Annotated in this window: 15 protein-coding genes; 8 read left to right on the top strand and 7 right to left on the bottom strand. The window is 70.4% G+C overall.

All coding sequences use genetic code 11. From position 1 onward, the window contains the following. Positions 1 to 152: 152 nt before the first annotated feature. Positions 153 to 557 carry an acyl-CoA thioesterase gene (locus VED21_RS37860; RefSeq protein WP_324891522.1) on the bottom strand — a complete coding sequence of 135 codons (405 nt, stop codon included), beginning with the start codon at positions 555 to 557 and terminating at the stop codon, positions 153 to 155. A gap of 120 nt (positions 558 to 677) precedes the next feature. Between VED21_RS37860 and parE the strand changes: the two genes are divergently transcribed. Both parE and VED21_RS37870 read left to right on the top strand, forming a co-directional pair. Beyond that, positions 678 to 2,666 carry a DNA topoisomerase IV subunit B gene (parE, locus tag VED21_RS37865; protein WP_324891524.1) on the top strand — a complete coding sequence of 663 codons (1,989 nt, stop codon included), beginning with the start codon at positions 678 to 680 and terminating at the stop codon, positions 2,664 to 2,666. An 81-nt stretch (positions 2,667 to 2,747) separates the two neighbouring features. Continuing rightward, positions 2,748 to 3,491 carry a hypothetical protein gene (locus tag VED21_RS37870; protein ID WP_324891525.1) on the top strand — a complete coding sequence of 248 codons (744 nt, stop codon included), beginning with the start codon at positions 2,748 to 2,750 and terminating at the stop codon, positions 3,489 to 3,491. A gap of 107 nt (positions 3,492 to 3,598) precedes the next feature. On the opposite strand, the gene VED21_RS37875 is transcribed toward VED21_RS37870, so the two are convergent. Next, positions 3,599 to 3,982: a hypothetical protein gene (locus VED21_RS37875; protein WP_324891527.1), complete on the bottom strand. Its 384-nt coding sequence runs from the start codon at positions 3,980 to 3,982 to the stop codon at positions 3,599 to 3,601. A gap of 128 nt (positions 3,983 to 4,110) precedes the next feature. On the opposite strand from VED21_RS37875, the gene VED21_RS37880 reads away from it, so the two are divergent. Further along, entirely contained in the window at positions 4,111 to 4,743 is a 633-nt protein-coding gene (locus tag VED21_RS37880; protein ID WP_324891529.1) for a CatB-related O-acetyltransferase, read from the top strand. Positions 4,744 to 4,849: 106 nt separating this feature from the next. Here VED21_RS37880 and VED21_RS37885 read toward each other — a convergent pair whose 3' ends face one another. Continuing rightward, positions 4,850 to 6,829 carry a tetratricopeptide repeat protein gene (locus VED21_RS37885; RefSeq protein ID WP_324891531.1) on the bottom strand — a complete coding sequence of 660 codons (1,980 nt, stop codon included), beginning with the start codon at positions 6,827 to 6,829 and terminating at the stop codon, positions 4,850 to 4,852. An 83-nt stretch (positions 6,830 to 6,912) separates the two neighbouring features. On the opposite strand from VED21_RS37885, the gene VED21_RS37890 reads away from it, so the two are divergent. Both VED21_RS37890 and VED21_RS37895 read left to right on the top strand, forming a co-directional pair. Next, positions 6,913 to 7,452, top strand: coding sequence for a hypothetical protein (locus VED21_RS37890; RefSeq protein ID WP_324891533.1), 540 nt, complete (start codon positions 6,913 to 6,915; stop codon positions 7,450 to 7,452). A gap of 197 nt (positions 7,453 to 7,649) precedes the next feature. Further along, positions 7,650 to 9,329 carry a HAMP domain-containing methyl-accepting chemotaxis protein gene (locus tag VED21_RS37895; RefSeq protein WP_324891535.1) on the top strand — a complete coding sequence of 560 codons (1,680 nt, stop codon included), beginning with the start codon at positions 7,650 to 7,652 and terminating at the stop codon, positions 9,327 to 9,329. 15 nt (positions 9,330 to 9,344) lie between these two features. On the opposite strand, the gene VED21_RS37900 is transcribed toward VED21_RS37895, so the two are convergent. The 3 genes from VED21_RS37900 to VED21_RS37910 are packed head-to-tail and all read right to left on the bottom strand — an operon-like array spanning position 9,345 to position 11,484. Then, positions 9,345 to 10,046, bottom strand: coding sequence for an alpha/beta fold hydrolase (locus VED21_RS37900; RefSeq protein ID WP_324891537.1), 702 nt, complete (start codon positions 10,044 to 10,046; stop codon positions 9,345 to 9,347). A 10-nt stretch (positions 10,047 to 10,056) separates the two neighbouring features. Next, on the bottom strand, positions 10,057 to 10,599 hold the full coding sequence (locus tag VED21_RS37905) for a hydrolase (protein ID WP_324891539.1): 543 nt from the start codon (positions 10,597 to 10,599) through the stop codon (positions 10,057 to 10,059). A gap of 39 nt (positions 10,600 to 10,638) precedes the next feature. Further along, the gene (locus tag VED21_RS37910; protein WP_324891541.1) at positions 10,639 to 11,484 is read right to left on the bottom strand and encodes a GNAT family N-acetyltransferase; all 846 of its coding nucleotides are present in this window, start codon (positions 11,482 to 11,484) and stop codon (positions 10,639 to 10,641) included. 235 nt (positions 11,485 to 11,719) lie between these two features. On the opposite strand from VED21_RS37910, the gene VED21_RS37915 reads away from it, so the two are divergent. From VED21_RS37915 to VED21_RS37925, 3 genes are all read left to right on the top strand, one after another. Next, on the top strand, positions 11,720 to 13,315 hold the full coding sequence (locus tag VED21_RS37915; protein ID WP_324891543.1) for a DEAD/DEAH box helicase: 1,596 nt from the start codon (positions 11,720 to 11,722) through the stop codon (positions 13,313 to 13,315). Positions 13,316 to 13,318: 3 nt separating this feature from the next. After that, positions 13,319 to 13,561, top strand: a complete 243-nt coding sequence (locus VED21_RS37920) for an Lrp/AsnC ligand binding domain-containing protein (protein WP_324891545.1) — start codon at positions 13,319 to 13,321, stop codon at positions 13,559 to 13,561. A gap of 205 nt (positions 13,562 to 13,766) precedes the next feature. Further along, entirely contained in the window at positions 13,767 to 15,992 is a 2,226-nt protein-coding gene (locus VED21_RS37925) for an LPS-assembly protein LptD (protein WP_324891547.1), read from the top strand. A gap of 22 nt (positions 15,993 to 16,014) precedes the next feature. Here the strand turns inward: VED21_RS37925 and VED21_RS37930 are convergent. Then, positions 16,015 to 16,502: HAD family hydrolase (locus tag VED21_RS37930; RefSeq protein ID WP_324891550.1), on the bottom strand; the 488-nt coding region annotated here is incomplete at its 5' end.

The following is a 16,502-nucleotide window of genomic DNA, read 5'->3' on the forward strand; positions in this document are numbered from 1 at the left end:
CCACGGCGAACCCGCCGGCCGGCACCCCCGGCCAGAACGCGCCGGGCAGCGGCGCCACCACGACGCCGGCGCCGTCGGGCGGCACCGGCACCGCGCCCAGCCAGTAAGCCGGGCCCGCGACGGGGGAGGAAAGCGCCTCCCCCACCCTGCCCCTACACTTCTATCGTATCCTTGGGCACCTCGCGCGGGCGGCCGTCGTCGCCGATGGCGACGAAGGTGAACACCCCCTCCGTCACCTTCACCGGCTCGCCGGTGCGGTGGCGGCGCACCCAGGTCTCCACGCGCACGCGGATCGACGTGCGCCCGACCTTCACGACGCGGGCGAAGCAGCTCACCTCATCGCCGACGAACACCGGCTTGTGGAAGGTCATCGCCTCGATGCCGACGGTGGCCACGCGCCCGCACGCGCGCCGCAGCGCCACCACGCCGCCCGCCAGATCCATCTGCGCCAGCAGCCAGCCGCCGAAGATGTCGCCGTTGGGGTTGGTGTCGGCCGGCATGGCGATGGTGCGCAACGCCGGATCGCTGTTCGTATCCCACGGGTTCTGTTCGCTCATGGCTCCTCCCGGTACGCGAAAAAGGACGCGAAAAAACACGGCACAAAATCTTGGGGACGGCGTATATAGGGCCTACAGCATCGGCTTGCGTACCCCTGACGAAATTCCTATTATGGGGCCATGAGCGATCTTTTCGAGAACACGGCCCGCAAGGCCGACACCTATTCCGCCAGCGACATCGAGGTCCTGGAGGGTCTGGAGCCGGTGCGCCGCCGCCCCGGCATGTACATCGGCGGCACCGACGACCGGGCGCTGCACCACCTCGTCGCCGAGGTGCTGGACAACGCCATGGACGAGGCGGTGGCGGGGCACGCCAGCCGCATCGACCTGGAACTGGCGGTCGACGGCACGGTGACGGTGCGCGACAACGGCCGCGGCATCCCGATCGACGATCATCCCAAATACCCCGGCAAGTCGGCGCTGGAAGTGATCCTGACGACGCTGCACTCCGGCGGCAAGTTCTCCAACAAGGTCTACGAGACCTCGGGCGGCCTGCACGGCGTCGGCCTGTCGGTGGTAAACGCGCTGTCCGACCGCCTGACGGTGGAGGTGGCGCGCGACCGCCAGCTGTTCATCCAGAACTACAGCCGCGGCACACCGCTGGGACCCCTCAACAAGCAGGGTGCCATCAACCGCCGCGGCACCACCGTGCGCTTCCACCCCGACGCCGAGATCTTCGGCGAGGCGGCGCATTTCGAGCCCAGCCGCCTCTACCGCATGGCGCGCTCGAAGGCATACCTCTACCGCGGCGTCGAGATCCGCTGGAGCTGCGATCCCTCGCTGCTCGGCCCCGACTCGACCACGCCGGCGGCGGAGAGCCTGCACTTTCCCGGCGGCCTGCTCGACTACCTCACCAACGCGCTGAAGGGCCGCAAGTCGCTCACGCCCACGCCCTTCGCCGGGCAGGCGGAGTTCCCCAACGGCCAGGGCCGCGTGGAATGGGCGGTGGCCTGGCCGGAGGACGAGGAAGGCTTCTCGCACACCTACTGCAACACCGTGCCCACCCCCCAGGGCGGCACGCACGAGGCCGGCCTGCGCGCGGCACTCACGCGCGGCATCAAGGGCTATGGCGAGCTGACCAACAACAAGCGCGCCGGGCAGGTGACCGCCGACGACGTGATGGGCGAGGCGTGCATCCTGCTGTCCGTCTTCATCCGCGAGCCGCAGTTCCAGGGCCAGACCAAGGACAAGCTGGCGACCACCGAGGCGCAGCGCCTCGTCGACGCCGCCATCAAGGACCACTTCGACCACTGGCTGTCGGGTGATCCGGCCTCCAGCAACGCGCTGCTGGAGCGCCTGATCGAGAAGGCGGAGGAGCGCGCCCGGCGCAAGTCCGCCAAGGACACGGCGCGCAAGACGGCGACCCGCCGCCTGCGCCTGCCCGGCAAGCTGGCCGACTGCTCGCGCAACAACGCCGAGGGCACGGAGATCTTCCTGGTTGAGGGCGACTCGGCCGGCGGCTCCGCCAAGCAGGCGCGCAACCGCGAGACCCAGGCCATCCTGCCGCTGCGCGGCAAGATCCTGAACGTCGCCAGCGCGTCCGTCGACAAGATGAAGGCCAACCAGGAGCTGAACGACCTCGTCCAGGCGCTGGGCTGCGGGGTGGGGAAGGACTTCTCGTCGGACAAGCTGCGCTACGAGCGCGTCATCATCATGACCGACGCGGACGTGGACGGCGCCCACATCGCCTCGCTGCTGATGACCTTCTTCTATCGGGAGATGGGGGCGCTGATCCAGAACGGGCACCTGTACCTCGCCCTGCCGCCCCTCTACCGCATCAGCGGCGGCGGCAAGTCGCTGTACGCCCGCGACGACCGCCACAAGGACGAGCTGATCACCAAGGTCTTCAAGAACCGCAAGGTGGAGATCAGCCGCTTCAAGGGTCTGGGCGAGATGATGCCCGCCCAGCTGCGCGAGACCACCATGGATCCGGCCAAGCGCACCCTGCTGCGCGTCAAGGTTCCCAACGCCGCCGACCCGGAGGAGGTGGAGGACCACGAGCGCACGAAGACCCTGGTGGAGAGCTTGATGGGGCGCAAGCCCGAGCTGCGCTTCCAGTTCATCCAGGAAAACGCCAAGTTCGTGCGGGCCGACGACATCGACGTATAGGACATGCGAGAGGGCGCCGCCCTCTCGCGCTCTCCCGGCAAGGGCGGGGGCCCTTGCATCCCGGTGACTTCAGGGGAATTCATGAGCGACGCCTTAACCGCCCTGCCGACCTACCAGACCGACCTTTTCAATCCGACCTACCGGCCGATGCGGACGGACCGGTGGGAGCTGCGCGTCAGCAACACGGTGATGAGCCCCGGCTACTGGAGCGGCCCCTGCCTCGTCCACAACCTCGCGGCGCTGATCAGCATCAACGAGGACGGCTCCACGAGCACCTGGATGTCCTCCACCCCCATGGAGCATGAGAGCCAGGAGATCGGCGTCCGCGCAGCCGCCGGGCACACGGTGGTGATGGGCATGGGCATGGGCTGGGCCGCCGCCAACATCGCGCTGAACCCGGCGGTGACGCGCGTCACCGTCGTCGACCTCGACCAGGAGGTCCTGGACACCTTCCGCGCCATCGGCGTGTTCGAGCAGCTGCCGGCCGAGGCGGCGGCCAAGGTCACCATCGTGCACGGAGACGCCACGGCGTACGTGCCGGACGCGCCGATGGACACGCTGTTCGCCGACATCTGGCGCCCCATCAACGGCGACCGCATCCCCGAGATGCACCGGATGCAGGCCAACTGCAAGGCGCCGCGGGTGTACTACTGGGGTCAGGAACTGGAGATCGCCCGGCGCGCCCGTACGCTGGGCCTGCCGATCGATGCCGACACGGTTGCCCGCATCGTCGCCGACATCGGCCTGCCGCTGATCGGGCCGGAGCGCGCCGACTACCCCGCCCTCATCGAGGCGTCCGCCGCCCGCTGGCTGCGGGACATCTGAGGGATTCCCGTAGGTTGGGTTGAGCGCCAGCGAGAACCCAACGTCTCCGCCATGGCGAGGACGTTGGGTTTTCGGCTTTGGCCTCAACCCAACCTACGGCGCTCCCCTTACCGGATGTTGAAGTACACCCCCAGGCCCGGCTGCGGCGCGTACACCACGGGCGGGGGCGGGGCGTAGTACACCGGCGGCGGGGGCGGCGGCGCGTACACCACGCGCGGACGCGACGGCACGACGACGACCGGCGGCGGCGCCCAGGCGTGGCCGCCCCAGCCGCCATGGCCGCGATAGTGATCGCGATGATGGTGATGGCCGCCGTAATGGCGTCCGTAGTCGCCGTGGTGATGGCGGTGCTTGTGGTCGGCCGCCGCGGGCTGCGCCGCGAACAGCACGACCGCCGGCAATATGGCCGCCACGGCCACCGCGGCCCCGCGCAGCAGCGCCGTGAACGACCCCTTGCCGACCGTCCTGGTGACCGTGTTGAGCGTGTTCATCGCTTTCCCCGTGTGCTAGGGCTCTTGGGCTCCATACCCACGATGAACGTTGCGCCCCCGCCCGTTATTCCATCCCGGCGCGCACGTTCGCGCCCGCTTTCGGCGTACCGACACCGGAGGTCACAATTATGCCCCTGCCCGGCCCGGATCCCGGCAATCCTCACCCCAAGCCCGGCCACCCGCGCGTGGGGTTCCTGAAGAACTTCATCACCCGGCCGAACATCGTCGTGGGCGACCACACCTATTACGACGACCCGGACGGGCCGGAGCGGTTCCAGGACCGCAACGTCCTCTACCATTACGAGGACATCGGCGACCGGCTGGTGATCGGCCGTTTCTGCGCCATCGCGTCCGGCGCCACCTTCCTGATGAACGGCGCCAACCACGCGCTGTCCGGCGTTTCCACCTACCCGTTCCTGATCTTCGCGGAATGGGAGGCGCCGATGCCGGAGTTTTCGATCCGCGGCGACACGGTGGTGGGCAACGACGTGTGGATCGGCTGGCAGGCCGCCGTCATGCCCGGCGTCACCATTGGCGACGGCGCCATCGTGGCGTCCCGCGCCGTGGTGACGAAGGACGTGCGTCCCTACGCCATCGTCGCCGGCAACCCGGCGGTGGAGGTGCGCCGCCGCTTCGACGACGCGACGGTGGCGGAGTTGCTGCGCATCGCCTGGTGGGACTGGCCGGTGGAGAAGATCCAGCGCAACCTCGCGGCGATCACCGGGCCGAACCCGGACATCGCGGCGTTGCGGGGTGCGTGACGTGCCTTGATCGTCCTGCCCGTCCTTGTGCCGGGCACCCACGCACCTTGGATTGGTCGGAGTGCGTGGATGCCCGGGACAAGCCCGGGCAGGACGATTGGGGGCGTCACCCGCCCGCCAGCGCCGTCTCCAGCGCCGGGAGCCAGCCGCGGTCGGCGAACAGGGCGGCGCGGTTGGCGGTGAGGCGGGCGCGCAGCGACTCGCACCACACGCGGTCGGTGGCGGCGCGGACGGCGGCGTCCACGTAGGCCGCCTTGTCGGGCGCGATGGTCTCCGGGATGCCGAGCTGGCGCAGGATGCCGGCGGTGTGGCGGCCGCGCATGAAGGGGCCGGGGGTGGTGACGGGCAGCAGGCCGCAGGCCACCGCCTCCAGCGCCGTCCGCCCGCCGGACCAGCCGATGCTGTCGAGGAACACGTCGCACGCCATGTTCAGCGCCAGATAGCCGGCGCGGTCCACCGGCGGCGACCACACCACGTGGTCGGCGGCGCGCAGGCCCACGGCGCCGAACGCGCGGTCCAGCCGCCGCATGAAGCCGTCCACCACGTCCGTACCCGAGGTGCGCAGGAACAGGAAGCGCGCGCCGGGCACCCGCGCGGCGATCTCCGCCCACACGTGGTCGTGCTGGGGCAGCAGCTTGAACAGCGACTGGGCGCAGAAGAACAGCGTGTCGTCGGGACCGGCGCCCAGCGCGGCGCGGTCGGCCGGCCGGCCGGGAAGGACCGGCGGCTCGAACCCGATGCCAAGGCCCGGCAGGCGCACGAGGCGTTCGCGGTAGTGCGCGGCGCCGTCCGCCGGCTCCATGGCGTCGGACGACAGGAACAGGTCGATGGTCGGCAGGCCGGTGGTCACCGGGTGGCCCCAGGCCACCGCCTGTAGCGGCGCCAGCCGCAGCGCGCCGTAGCACGCCCCCAGCGCCTCCATGCCGATGTCCAGGTGCACCAGCGCGTCCAGCCCGTCGGAACGGACGGTGCGGGCGTTCTTCTCGAAATCCGGGCCGAAGCGGCGCAGGTGCTCCACCTCGCGCGCCAGCCGTTCGGTCTCCGCGTCGCCGCCGGCGGGGGCGTAGGCGAACACCTCGAACCGGTCGCGGTCCAGCCCGGTCATCCAGGCGCGGAACAGGTGCAGCACCGTGTGGTCGACCAGGTAGGCGGAGCGGAAGCCGACGCGGATACGGCCACCCGGCTTGCGCTTGGTGCGCGGCGGCGCGGCCATGTCGGGGAAGCGCGCGGTGACGACGGCGTGCACGTAGTCGCCCCAGCGCGTCGCCGGCCCCCGGTCGTCCAGGCCCTGGTAATTCAGGTAGAAGTTCGTCGTCTCGGCCACCGCGTCGAAGGCGTCGGCTTTGGGCGGCGCCGTGGTGGCCAGAGACTCCAGGTTCTCGGTGAAGCGGGCGCGCCAGCGGGCGATCTCCGCCGCGTCGTCGTAGATCACCGGCACCAGCCGCAGCTTCAGGAGCCGCGCGCGCAGCATGCCGGGATCCAACGCCAGGGCGGCGTCGAGCGCGGCACCAGCCTCCGCGATGCGGTTCAGGCGGCGCAGCGCCTTGCCGTGCGCGTACAGAACCTCAGGATTGCGCGGGTCCAGCCGCGCTGCCCAGCCCAGGTGCCGGGCCGCCGCCTCCGCGTCGTCCAGGGCGCCCAGCGCCACGCCCAGCGCGTAGTGCAGCGCGCCAACGGCGGGGTGCACGGACAGGCCGCGGACGCAGACGCGCCGCGCGGATTCCGAATCGTCCAGCGCCACCAGGGCGCGGGCCGATTCGAGGAAGGCCTCGAAGTTCTCCGGCGTGGTCTCCAGCAGCGGGGCGAAGGTTGCCACCGCTTCCTCGTGCCGGCCGAGTTCGTTCAGCGCACGGCCCAGCGTGTAGCGCACGTCGTGCCGGTCCGGCCGTTCGCCCAGCAGGCGGCGCAGGGGGCCGAGCGCCACGCCGCAGCGGCCGTCCTGGCATTCCAGCATGGCCAGCATGTAGCGCGCGTCGAAGTCCTTGGGCGCGGCCTTCAGGTAGCGTTCGTACAGCGTGCGGGCGCGGGCCAGCCTGCCGCCGCGGTGCAGCTCCGTCGCCTCTCTCAGGAACGCGATCGCCGACATGTCACCTCTTCCGATCAGCTTGCCGGGTCCGCCCGCCCGTCCCATTCTCACCGGTACTTACAACGTCGCCGCCGGGTGCGCCTATGTCCTTCTTCCTTCGCCTCGCCGTGCTCGCCCTGCTGCCGGTGCTCGCCGCCTGCGGGCGGGACCGCGTGGTGGCCGACGAGATCTCCCCGGCCTACACGCCGGCCGAGGTCGCGTACGCCGCATCCGACCGCGACCTGCGCGTGGTGATCCACGGGAACCCGGTGGGCGGCAGCCCCGACCGGTTCGCGCGCACGGTGACCGACGCGATGCAGAACAAGATCATGGGCGTGCGCACCAACTTCACCACCACGCCGAACGAGACGGCGCGGCGGGACTATGCCGTCGTGCTGGCCTTCAACCCGGCGGAGAACATGCTGAACTCGGCGCTGTGCCGCGGCGGCCCGATCCCGACCAAGCCGCCCGGCGGGTCGCTGGTCGTGCAGAGCGCCTTCTGCCGGGCGGGTGGTGCCCTCACCTCCGCCACCGGCTGGCTGGACGAGCCGCGCGGGCTGGACGATCCAGGGTTGCGCGACCTGATCTCCGGGCTGACCTTCTCCCTGTTCCCGTCGCGCCGCGTGGAGTGCCTGGGCTGCTGAACGCAGCATAGGCACCATCAGCGGACAATCACATCAATAACCATCACAATGGCGCCCAATCGGGGCCTGGGAAGCGGCAAAGATCACACCAGAATCCTTCAAAGGTATGCCATTCCCCTCCCCATCTGTACTTGGGTGGGCCGCGTCCGTAAGCTCACTTAAGGCTTTGTGCGACGTGTAACGATTGGAATGGCGCCGTGCTCGATAATTTCCTCATCGTTTCTAAGATCTTGCTCGCCCTGGCGCTGCTGGCGTTACTTTCTGTCGGAGTCACGGTCGCAGCGCTGTACAAGATGAGCAGCCTCGACCAGAGCTATTCCGATCTGCTCGACCACGAGGCGTCGGGGTCGCTGTGGCTGGCGCGCGCCAACTCGCTGCTGAACGCCACCGGGCGCGACGTCTACCTGCTGGTCGCCCAGCGCGACGCCGCGGAGATGCGCGCCACCGGCGAGGCGCTGGAGAAGGACGCGCGCATCGCCATGGAGCGGATGGACAAGGCCGCGGCGGCGATGCCGTCGCTGGCCGCCGACATCGCCGCCATGCGCCGCGGCTTCGAGGCGATGGTCGCGGCGACGGAGGAGGTGCGGCGGCTGGCGCTGGCCAACGAGGACGCCAAGGCGATGGAGGTGGCCGCCAAGCGATTCGAGCCGCAGTACGTCGACGTGCGCAACAGGTTCCGCGCCATGATCGACCGGCTGGACAAGGAGCAGCAGGCGGCCGCCGACGCCGTCTCCGCCAGCTATCACGCGTCGCGCGCGTGGCTGCTGGGCGCGGCGGCGGGCGGGCTGGCGCTGTGCTTCGGCGTCGCCATCGTGCTGGCGCGCCGCACCATCGCCGGACCGATCACCGGCATGACCGCGACCATGCGGGCGCTCGCCTCCGGCAACCTGGACGTCGCGGTCGAGGGGGGTGCGCGGCAGGACGAGATCGGCGGCATGGCGCAGGCGGTGCAGGTGTTCAAGGACAACGCGCTGGAGCGCCGCCGGCTGGAGGCCGCGCAGGCCGAGGAGCAGCGCGCGAAGGAACGGCGCGCCGCCCAGGTCGACCGGCTGATCGGCGCCTTCGAGCAGGGCATCCGCGGCATCCTGGAGACGCTGTCGGCGGCGGCCGTGGAGTTGGAGACCACCGCGCGCAGCATGACCGACATCGCCGACCACGCCCAGGCGCGCGCCACCACCACGGCCGGCGCGGCCGAGGAGGCCTCGGCCAACGTGCAGACGGTGTCGGCGGCGACGGAGGAGCTGACCGCCTCCATCACCGAGATCAGCGGCCAGGTCGCACGATCCACCACCATCGCCAACGCCGCGGTGAGCGAGGCGACGCAGACCAACGCGCAGGTCCAGGGACTCGTCGATCAGGCGCAGCGGATCGGCGAGATCGTCCAGCTGATCACCGGCATCGCCACGCAGACCAACCTGCTGGCGCTGAACGCCACCATCGAGGCGGCGCGCGCCGGCGAGGCCGGCAAGGGATTCGCCGTGGTGGCGAGCGAGGTGAAGTCGCTGGCCAACCAGACCGCCAAGGCGACCGAGGACATCGCCGGCCAGATCGCCTCCATGCAGGGCGCCACCAACGTGGCCGCGCAGGCCATCGCCGGCATCGGCCAGACCATCGGCACGATCAGCGAGGTGGCGACCTCCATCGCCTCCGCCATCGAGGAGCAGGGAGCGGCCACCGCCGAGATCGCCCGCAACGTCCAGGCGGCGGCCGAGGGCACGCGGATCGTCAGCACCAACATCGCCGGCGTCAGCGAGGCGGCGACGCAGACCGGCGCGGCGGCCGCCCAGGTGCTGGGCGCGTCCGGCCAGCTGGCGCAGCAGTCGGTGGCACTGCAGCAGGAGGTGGAGCGGTTCCTGGAGGGCATCCGGGCGGCCTGACGGCCGCCCGCGCGCTCAGGCGTACCGCAGCCACTCCCGCAGCAGCGCGGTGACGGCCTGCGGCCGCTCCATGGGGGCGAGGTGCCCGCACTCCTCGATGGGCAGGAAGCGGGCGCCGGGGATGGCGTCGGCCATCTCCACATGCACCTCGGGCGGGGTCAGCGCGTCCTGCCGGCCGCAGATCACCGCCGTCGGGCAGCGGATGGCGGGCAGGTCCGGCCGGCTGTCGGCGCGGTTCATGATGGCGGTCTGCTGGCGCGCGTAGGCTTCCGGCCCGATGCGGTCGGCCTGCGCGTGGATCGAGTCGACGAGGTCGCGCTCGTTCAGGCGGCCGGGGTGGATCAGCTTCGCCACCATGCCGGCCATCACCGCGCGCATCTTGCCCTGCTTCGCCAGCTCGATGGCGGCGCGGCGGTTGGCCGTCTGCTCCGGCGTGTCGGGGCGGGCGTTGGTGTCGAGCAGCGCCAGCTTCAGCACGCGCTCGGGCGCCTGGCGCATGATCTCCAGCGCCACGTAGCCGCCCATGGACAGCCCGGCCAGCGCGAAGCGCGCGGGCGCCTGGGAGAGCACGAGGCGCGCCAGGTCGGCCATGGCGTTGGCCTGGGTGATCATGCAGACGCTGACCTCCGCCACCTCCGCCAGATGCTGGGTCTGGTGTTCCCACAGCGCCGCGTCCAGCGGCATGCCGGGCAGCAGGATCAAGGGGATACGGTTCATTTCTGCGACCTCACTTTATGTGAGCCAGTACGGATTTGAACGCGGGCACGTCGGCCCGGTGCAGCCATTCGAAGGCGACCATCTCGGTGGTGGCGATCTCCACGCCGTTCGCCCGCATGCGCGCGATGCCGGCCTCGGCGTTGGCCGGCGTGCGGGACGAGGTGGCGTCGGCGACGAGCCAGACGGTGCGGCCGAGCGCCCGCAGGCCCAGCGCCGTCTGCATCACGCAGACATGCGCCTCCGACCCGCACAGCACGATCTGGTCGCGCCCCAGCGCGTCCAGACGGTTCATGAAGGACGGCTCGTAAGCCGCTGAGAAGTGGAGCTTTTCGACGATCGCGTCGGGCGGCAGAAGGTCGCGCAGGGATGCGGCGGTTGGGCCGAGGCCCTTGGAATACTGCTCGGTCGCCAGCGCCGGCACGCCCAGCAGCGCCGCGGTCTTCAGCAGGATGCCGGCGTTGCGGACGACGCGCTCGCCCTCGTGCACGGCCGGCATCAGCCGCTCCTGCACGTCGACGACGACGAGGACGGAGCGCTCGTGCGACAGCAGCATGGTTTGCACTTCCCTGTTCAAGCGATGTCTTAGGACGGTTCAGCCCAGTTCGAAGGTGGTGACGCCGTACAGGCGGTCCAGCGGCGGCTCCGGCGCCGGGCCGTTGTACATGCGCGCGGTCTCGAACATCGGCGTGAAGCCGTGGCGTTCGGCCAGTTGGACGGCCTGCGGGTTGACCTCCGGCACGTCGAGGAACAGCAGGCCGCCGCCGGCCGCGGCACCCAGGCCGAGGAACAGGCGCTCCGCCGTCGCCGGGTCGTCGGCGTAGAGCGGGCCGATCTTGAACCCCTCGCGGCAGGGGCGCGCGACGCCGAAGCCGGTCACCCGGCCGTCGTCGACGGCGGCCAGCGCAGCACCGCCCGGCAGGGCGATCCAGGCGGCCAGGAAGCCCGGCCGCGGCGCCAGGAACAGCGCGGCGTCCAGGTCCAGCAGCGCGCCCATGGGCACGGTGCGGGCGTCGGCGAGTCCCTGGGGGACCGGACCGGCGGGCGGCGTGCCGGCGTAGCGGATGTTGCGGTAGGCCAGCGTGAAGCCGGAACGGCGGTAGTTCTCCTGCTGCGCCACCACGCCGTCGAGTCCCGTCACATGGCCGGCCAGATGGTCCAGGGCGGCCTGCCAGGTGCGCAGGCCGTAGCCTTTGCCGCGCACCTCCGGCAGCGCGATGTAGAGGCCGATGAAGCCGAAGCCGCCGGGATAGCGCACGGCGGAAATGGAGGTGACCGGCCGCCCGTCCAGCACGCCCGCCAGGAAGCCGGCGGGGTCCACGGCGTGGAAGGCGGTGGTGTCGTGAAGCCCGGGATTCCAGCCTTCCCGCGCCGCCCACTCGACCGCGAGGTCGAGTTCGGCGCGGCTCATCGGCCGCACGACGAAGCGCTCAGCGTCCACCCATTCCTCCCCTTTTTCGGGCCCATTTGCCGCCGGGTTCCGCAGCCCGCGGCCCGTTGCGGCAACGCTAGCGCAAGCACTTCGCCCCGCCAACCCGTCCGTCCGGCCCACAGGCTTTTTCGCGACTCGGTAACTGACGTATTGACAGCATGATTTGACTTCATATTCTGCACACCCATCTAAACATGGGCCGAAAGGTTCGTGTTCTCGCACTCTCCAGATAGAAACCGGTTGGATGCTTTTTTCGGAACTTGGGCTCGGACCTGACGTCCTGCGGGCCATCGAGGACAAGGGTTATACCCAGCCGACGCCGATCCAGGAGCAGGCCATTCCTTGGGTCCTGCAAGGCCGGGACGTGCTCGGTTGCGCGCAGACGGGCACCGGCAAGACCGCCGGGTTCACGCTGCCGATGATCGACATCCTGGCCAACGGCCGGGCGCGGGCGCGCATGCCGCGGTCGCTGATTCTGGAGCCGACGCGCGAGCTGGCCGCCCAGGTCGCCGACAGCTTCGAGCTGTACGGCAAGTACCACAAGATGAACATGGCGCTGCTGATCGGCGGCGAGCAGTTCACCGAGCAGGTGAAGAAGCTCGACCGCGGAGTCGACGTGCTGATCGCCACGCCCGGCCGCCTGCTCGACCTGATCGAGCGCGGCAACATCATGCTGAACGACATCAAGGTCCTGGTGATCGACGAGGCGGACCGCATGCTCGACATGGGGTTCATCCCCGATATCGAGCGGATCGTCGGCCGCCTGCCGAAGATGCGCCAGACGCTGTTCTTCTCGGCCACCATGCCGCCGGAGATCCGCCGGCTGGCCGACGCGTTCCTGATGAACCCGAAGGAAATCAGCGTCGCCCCGCCCGCCTCCCCGGCCGAGACGGTGACCCAGGCGCTGGCCCTGGTGCACGAGGAGGACAAGCGCAAGGCGCTGCGCCACCTGCTGCGCACCGAGGACGTGAAGAACGCCTTCATCTTCTGCAACCGCAAGCGCGACGTCGCCATCCTGCAGAAGTCGCTGGAGCGGCACGGCTTCAACGCCGGCGCCCTGCACGGCGACATGGCGCAGGCCAAGCGCACGGAGACGCTGGACGCCTTCAAGCGCGGCGACATCACGCTGCTGGTCTGCTCCGACGTCGCCGCCCGCGGCCTGGACGTGCAAGGGCTGAGCCACGTCTTCAACTTCGACGTGCCGATCCACGCCGACGACTACGTCCACCGCATCGGCCGCACCGGCCGCGCCGGCCGCTCGGGCCGCGCCTTCACCATCGCCACGCCTTACGAAGGCAAGGCGGTGGCGGCCATCAACCGGCTGATCAAGAAGGACATTCCGCTGATCACCATCGACGGTCTGGAAAACCCGGCGGCCTTCGAGGAGGACGACGGCCGTGGCCGTCGCCGCGGCGGCGCCAAGCGCGGCAAGGGCAAGGAGGAGGCGCGCGAGTCGCGTCCGGAAGCCCGCGAGAGCCGCAGCGAATCGCGGGGCGAGTCGCGGGGTGAATCGAGGGGCGAATCGCGTGGCCGGGGCCGCAGCCGGGAGCGCGAGCGTCCGGAGCGGGAGCCGCGTCCCGAGGTGGTGGAGGCCGCGGAGGCCGCCCCGTCCATCCGCAACGAGCCGCCCCGCAACGAGATGGCGCGCGGCGAACTGCCGCCGCGCCGCGAGCGGGACCGCGACCGTGATCGCGACCGGCGCCGCCGCCGGGACGATGACGACGACGACACGCCGATCATCGGCTTCGGCGACCACCTGCCCGCCTTCCTGCTGCGCGCCGCGCGGCCGAAGACGGCGCCGGTGCCCGACGAAATGCCGGACCAGGGCGAGGAGGGCTGAGCGGTGCAGACGATCTTCGTCATGGTCAAGTGCGAGCTTGGCAAGGCGTACGACGTCGCCGACCAGGCCGTCCTCGAAGTCGAACAGGTGTCGGAGGTCCACTCGATCTCCGGCCAGTACGACCTGCTGATGAAGTGCTACCTGGCCCAGGACCAGGACATCGGCCGATTCGTGACGGAAAAGCTGCAAACGCTGCCCGGCGTGCGCGACACCTTCACCCTGATCGCCTTCAAAGCCTTCGCCTGAGCGGCGGGACTCGGCCGGAACCCCCGGCCGTCCCCCGCCATCGTGGCTGGAAAGTCGCGGTGCGGCGGAAAATCCGCGAAACCGTTGACTTGGCCCGGTGCTTACCTCAAACGTTCGGGCTATGGCGCAGCACACCCCCCGACATGCCCGGCGCCGCCGGGGCAGCCGTCCGGCACACCGAACGCAGCATTCGCGCAAGGCCGCCTTGCGCGCCGGCCTCATAGGGCTGGTCATCGCCTGCTCGGTCGCCGCCAACGTTCCCGCCGAGGCCCAGGCGCCGACGCGCACCGACCAGCCGGTGCTGCTCAGCGCCGACCAGGTGACCTTCGACGAGACGCAGGGCGTCGTCACCGCCCGCGGCAACGTCGAGCTGTCGCAAGGGGCGCGCACCGTCCGCGCCGACACCATCAACTACAACCAGCGCACCAAGGTGGTGACCGCCAGCGGCAACATCCGCCTGGTGGAGCCGAGCGGCGACATCGTCTTCGCCGACTACGCCGAGTTGACCGATGACATGCGGGACGCGTTCATCGACAACATCCGCGTCCTGATGACCGACAACTCCCGCATGGCCGGCACCGAGGGCGAGCGCCGGGAAGGCCGCATCACGCGCGTCAACCGCGGCGTCTACAGCCCTTGCGAACTCTGCAAGGAGGACCCGACCCGGCCGCCGGTGTGGCAGGTGCGCGCGGTGCGCGTGGTGCACGACGCCGAGGCGAAGGAGGTCCGCTACAAGGACGCCGTGCTGGAGATGTTCGGCGTGCCGATCGCCTACACGCCCTACCTCTCGCACCCCGACCCGTCGGTCGATCGCAAGTCGGGCATCCTGGCGCCGCACGCGGGCAGCAATTCCGACCTCGGCCTGTTCCTGCGCGTGCCGTACTACATCGACATCGCGCCCGACCAGGACGCCACGGTCGAGGTGGGCGGCTACAGCAAGCAGGGGCTGCTGCTGGGCGGCGAATACCGCAAGCGGTTCGAGCGCGGCAGTCTGCAGCTGAACGGCAGCATCACGCGCGGCGAGATTCCGAACGGCATCGGCGCCGGTGCCCCCAAGGACACGCGCTGGCGCGGCCATTTCTTCGGCAAGGGCCTGTTCGAGATCGACGAGACGTGGCGCTGGGGCTTCGACGTGAAGCGCGCCAGCGACCCGCTGTACCTGCGCCGCTACTACGACGTCCGCGAGGACGTGCTGACCAGCCGCGCCTTCGTGGAGGGCTTCCGCGGCCGCAGCTACGCCGCGCTGAACGCCTATTCGTTCCAGGACCTGCGCTATGGCAACGTGGTGCCGGAACCGCTGGTGCTGCCGCTGGCGCAGTGGAACGCGCTGGGCGAGCCGGGCAGCCTGCTGGGCGGGCGCTGGTCGCTGGACACCAGCGTGCTGGGCATCACGCGGCGCCAGCGCGACGGCCGCAGCATGCAGCGCTTCGCCATCCAGCCGGGCTGGCAGCGCGAGATCATCTCCAACGCCGGCTTCGTCACCACGGTGAGCGCCAGCGTGCTGGCCGCCGGGTACCACGCCACCAACAACAGCCGGTCGTTCTTCACGCCGGGCGATCCCGACAACGCGACGCGTTTCCGCCTGTTCCCGCAGGCGCAGATCATGGTGCGCTACCCGTTCGTGCGGAACGGCGAAAACGCCTCGCAGCTGATCGAGCCGATCGTCGCGCTGACCACCGCCACCAACGTGCGCCGCGACCGGGGCATCCCGATCGAGGACAGCCTGGACGTCGAGTTCGACGAGACCAACCTGTTCCTGCCCAACCGCTGGCCCGGCATCGACCGGCTGGAGGGCGGCACGCGCATCGCCTATGGGTTCCGCACGGGCTATTACGGCTACAACACCGGGTCGGCGACGCTGCTGTTCGGGCAGAGCTACCGCCTTGCGGGCCGCGGCGGCGACTACCCCAACGGCTCGGGGCTGGAGGACCGGTTTTCCGACTACGTCGGCCGGCTGGACCTGGCGCCGGCGTCCTGGCTGGACATCAACTATGGTTTCCGCCTGGACCGCGAGTCGCTGAAGCCGCGCCGCCATTCGCTGTCGGCCAGCGCCGGCGTGCCGCTGCTGCGCGTCGGCACCGCCTACACCTACGTGGACCAGACCACCGACCGCAACGCGGTGGTGCGCAACGAGTTGGAGCAGGTGTCCTTCTCCGCCAGCTCGCAGCTGAACCAGAACTGGAGCGCGTCGATCGCCCACATCCAGGCCATCAAGCCGGAAGCGGGGGCGCGCGCCAGCATGGGCGTGCTGACGTACCAGGACGAGTGCTTCACCTTCCAGACGATCGCGCGCCGCGACTACACCAGCACCTACGGCGGCGAGGTGGACGGCAACACCATCTACTTCCGCCTCGTCTTCAAGAACCTGGGAGAGTTCCGCACGCCGGGCATCAGCGCCGGCTTCCTGGGCCCGTCGGGGAACAACCAGTAGGCGGCGGGGGGGCATCGCCCCCCTACCCCAACAGCGCTTCCACCTCGGCCAAGCGGGCGACGGCGTGGCCGGCGTCCGGTCCCGATTCGGGGGCCGGGCCGAAGAACACGCGCGTGCCGACGCCGGCCGCGCGGGCGGCGGCCATGTCGGTGGGCTGGTCGCCGACGAAGACCGAGCGCGCGAGGTCGAGGCCGAGGACGCGCTGCGCCTCCAGGATCATGCCGGGGTTGGGCTTGCGCCAGAAACTCTCGCGGCTGTAGGGCGAGGCCGTGCCGACCTTGTGGTAGGGGCAGTGGAACACCCCGGCCAGCGTCACGCCGTGCCGCGCGAACTCCGCACCCATCCAGCGGGACAGGGCGTGGAAGTCGGCTTCCGTGTAGTAGCCGCGGGCGATCCCCGACTGGTTGGTGATCACCGCGACGCGGTAGCCGAGGTCGACGGCGCGGCGCGCCAGGCCGAAGATGCCGTCGACGAACGCGAAGCGGTCGACGCTGCACACGTACCCATGGT

Origin of the sequence: Azospirillum sp. (assembly GCF_035627195.1) — a bacterium.
Lineage (GTDB): Bacteria > Pseudomonadota > Alphaproteobacteria > Azospirillales > Azospirillaceae > Azospirillum.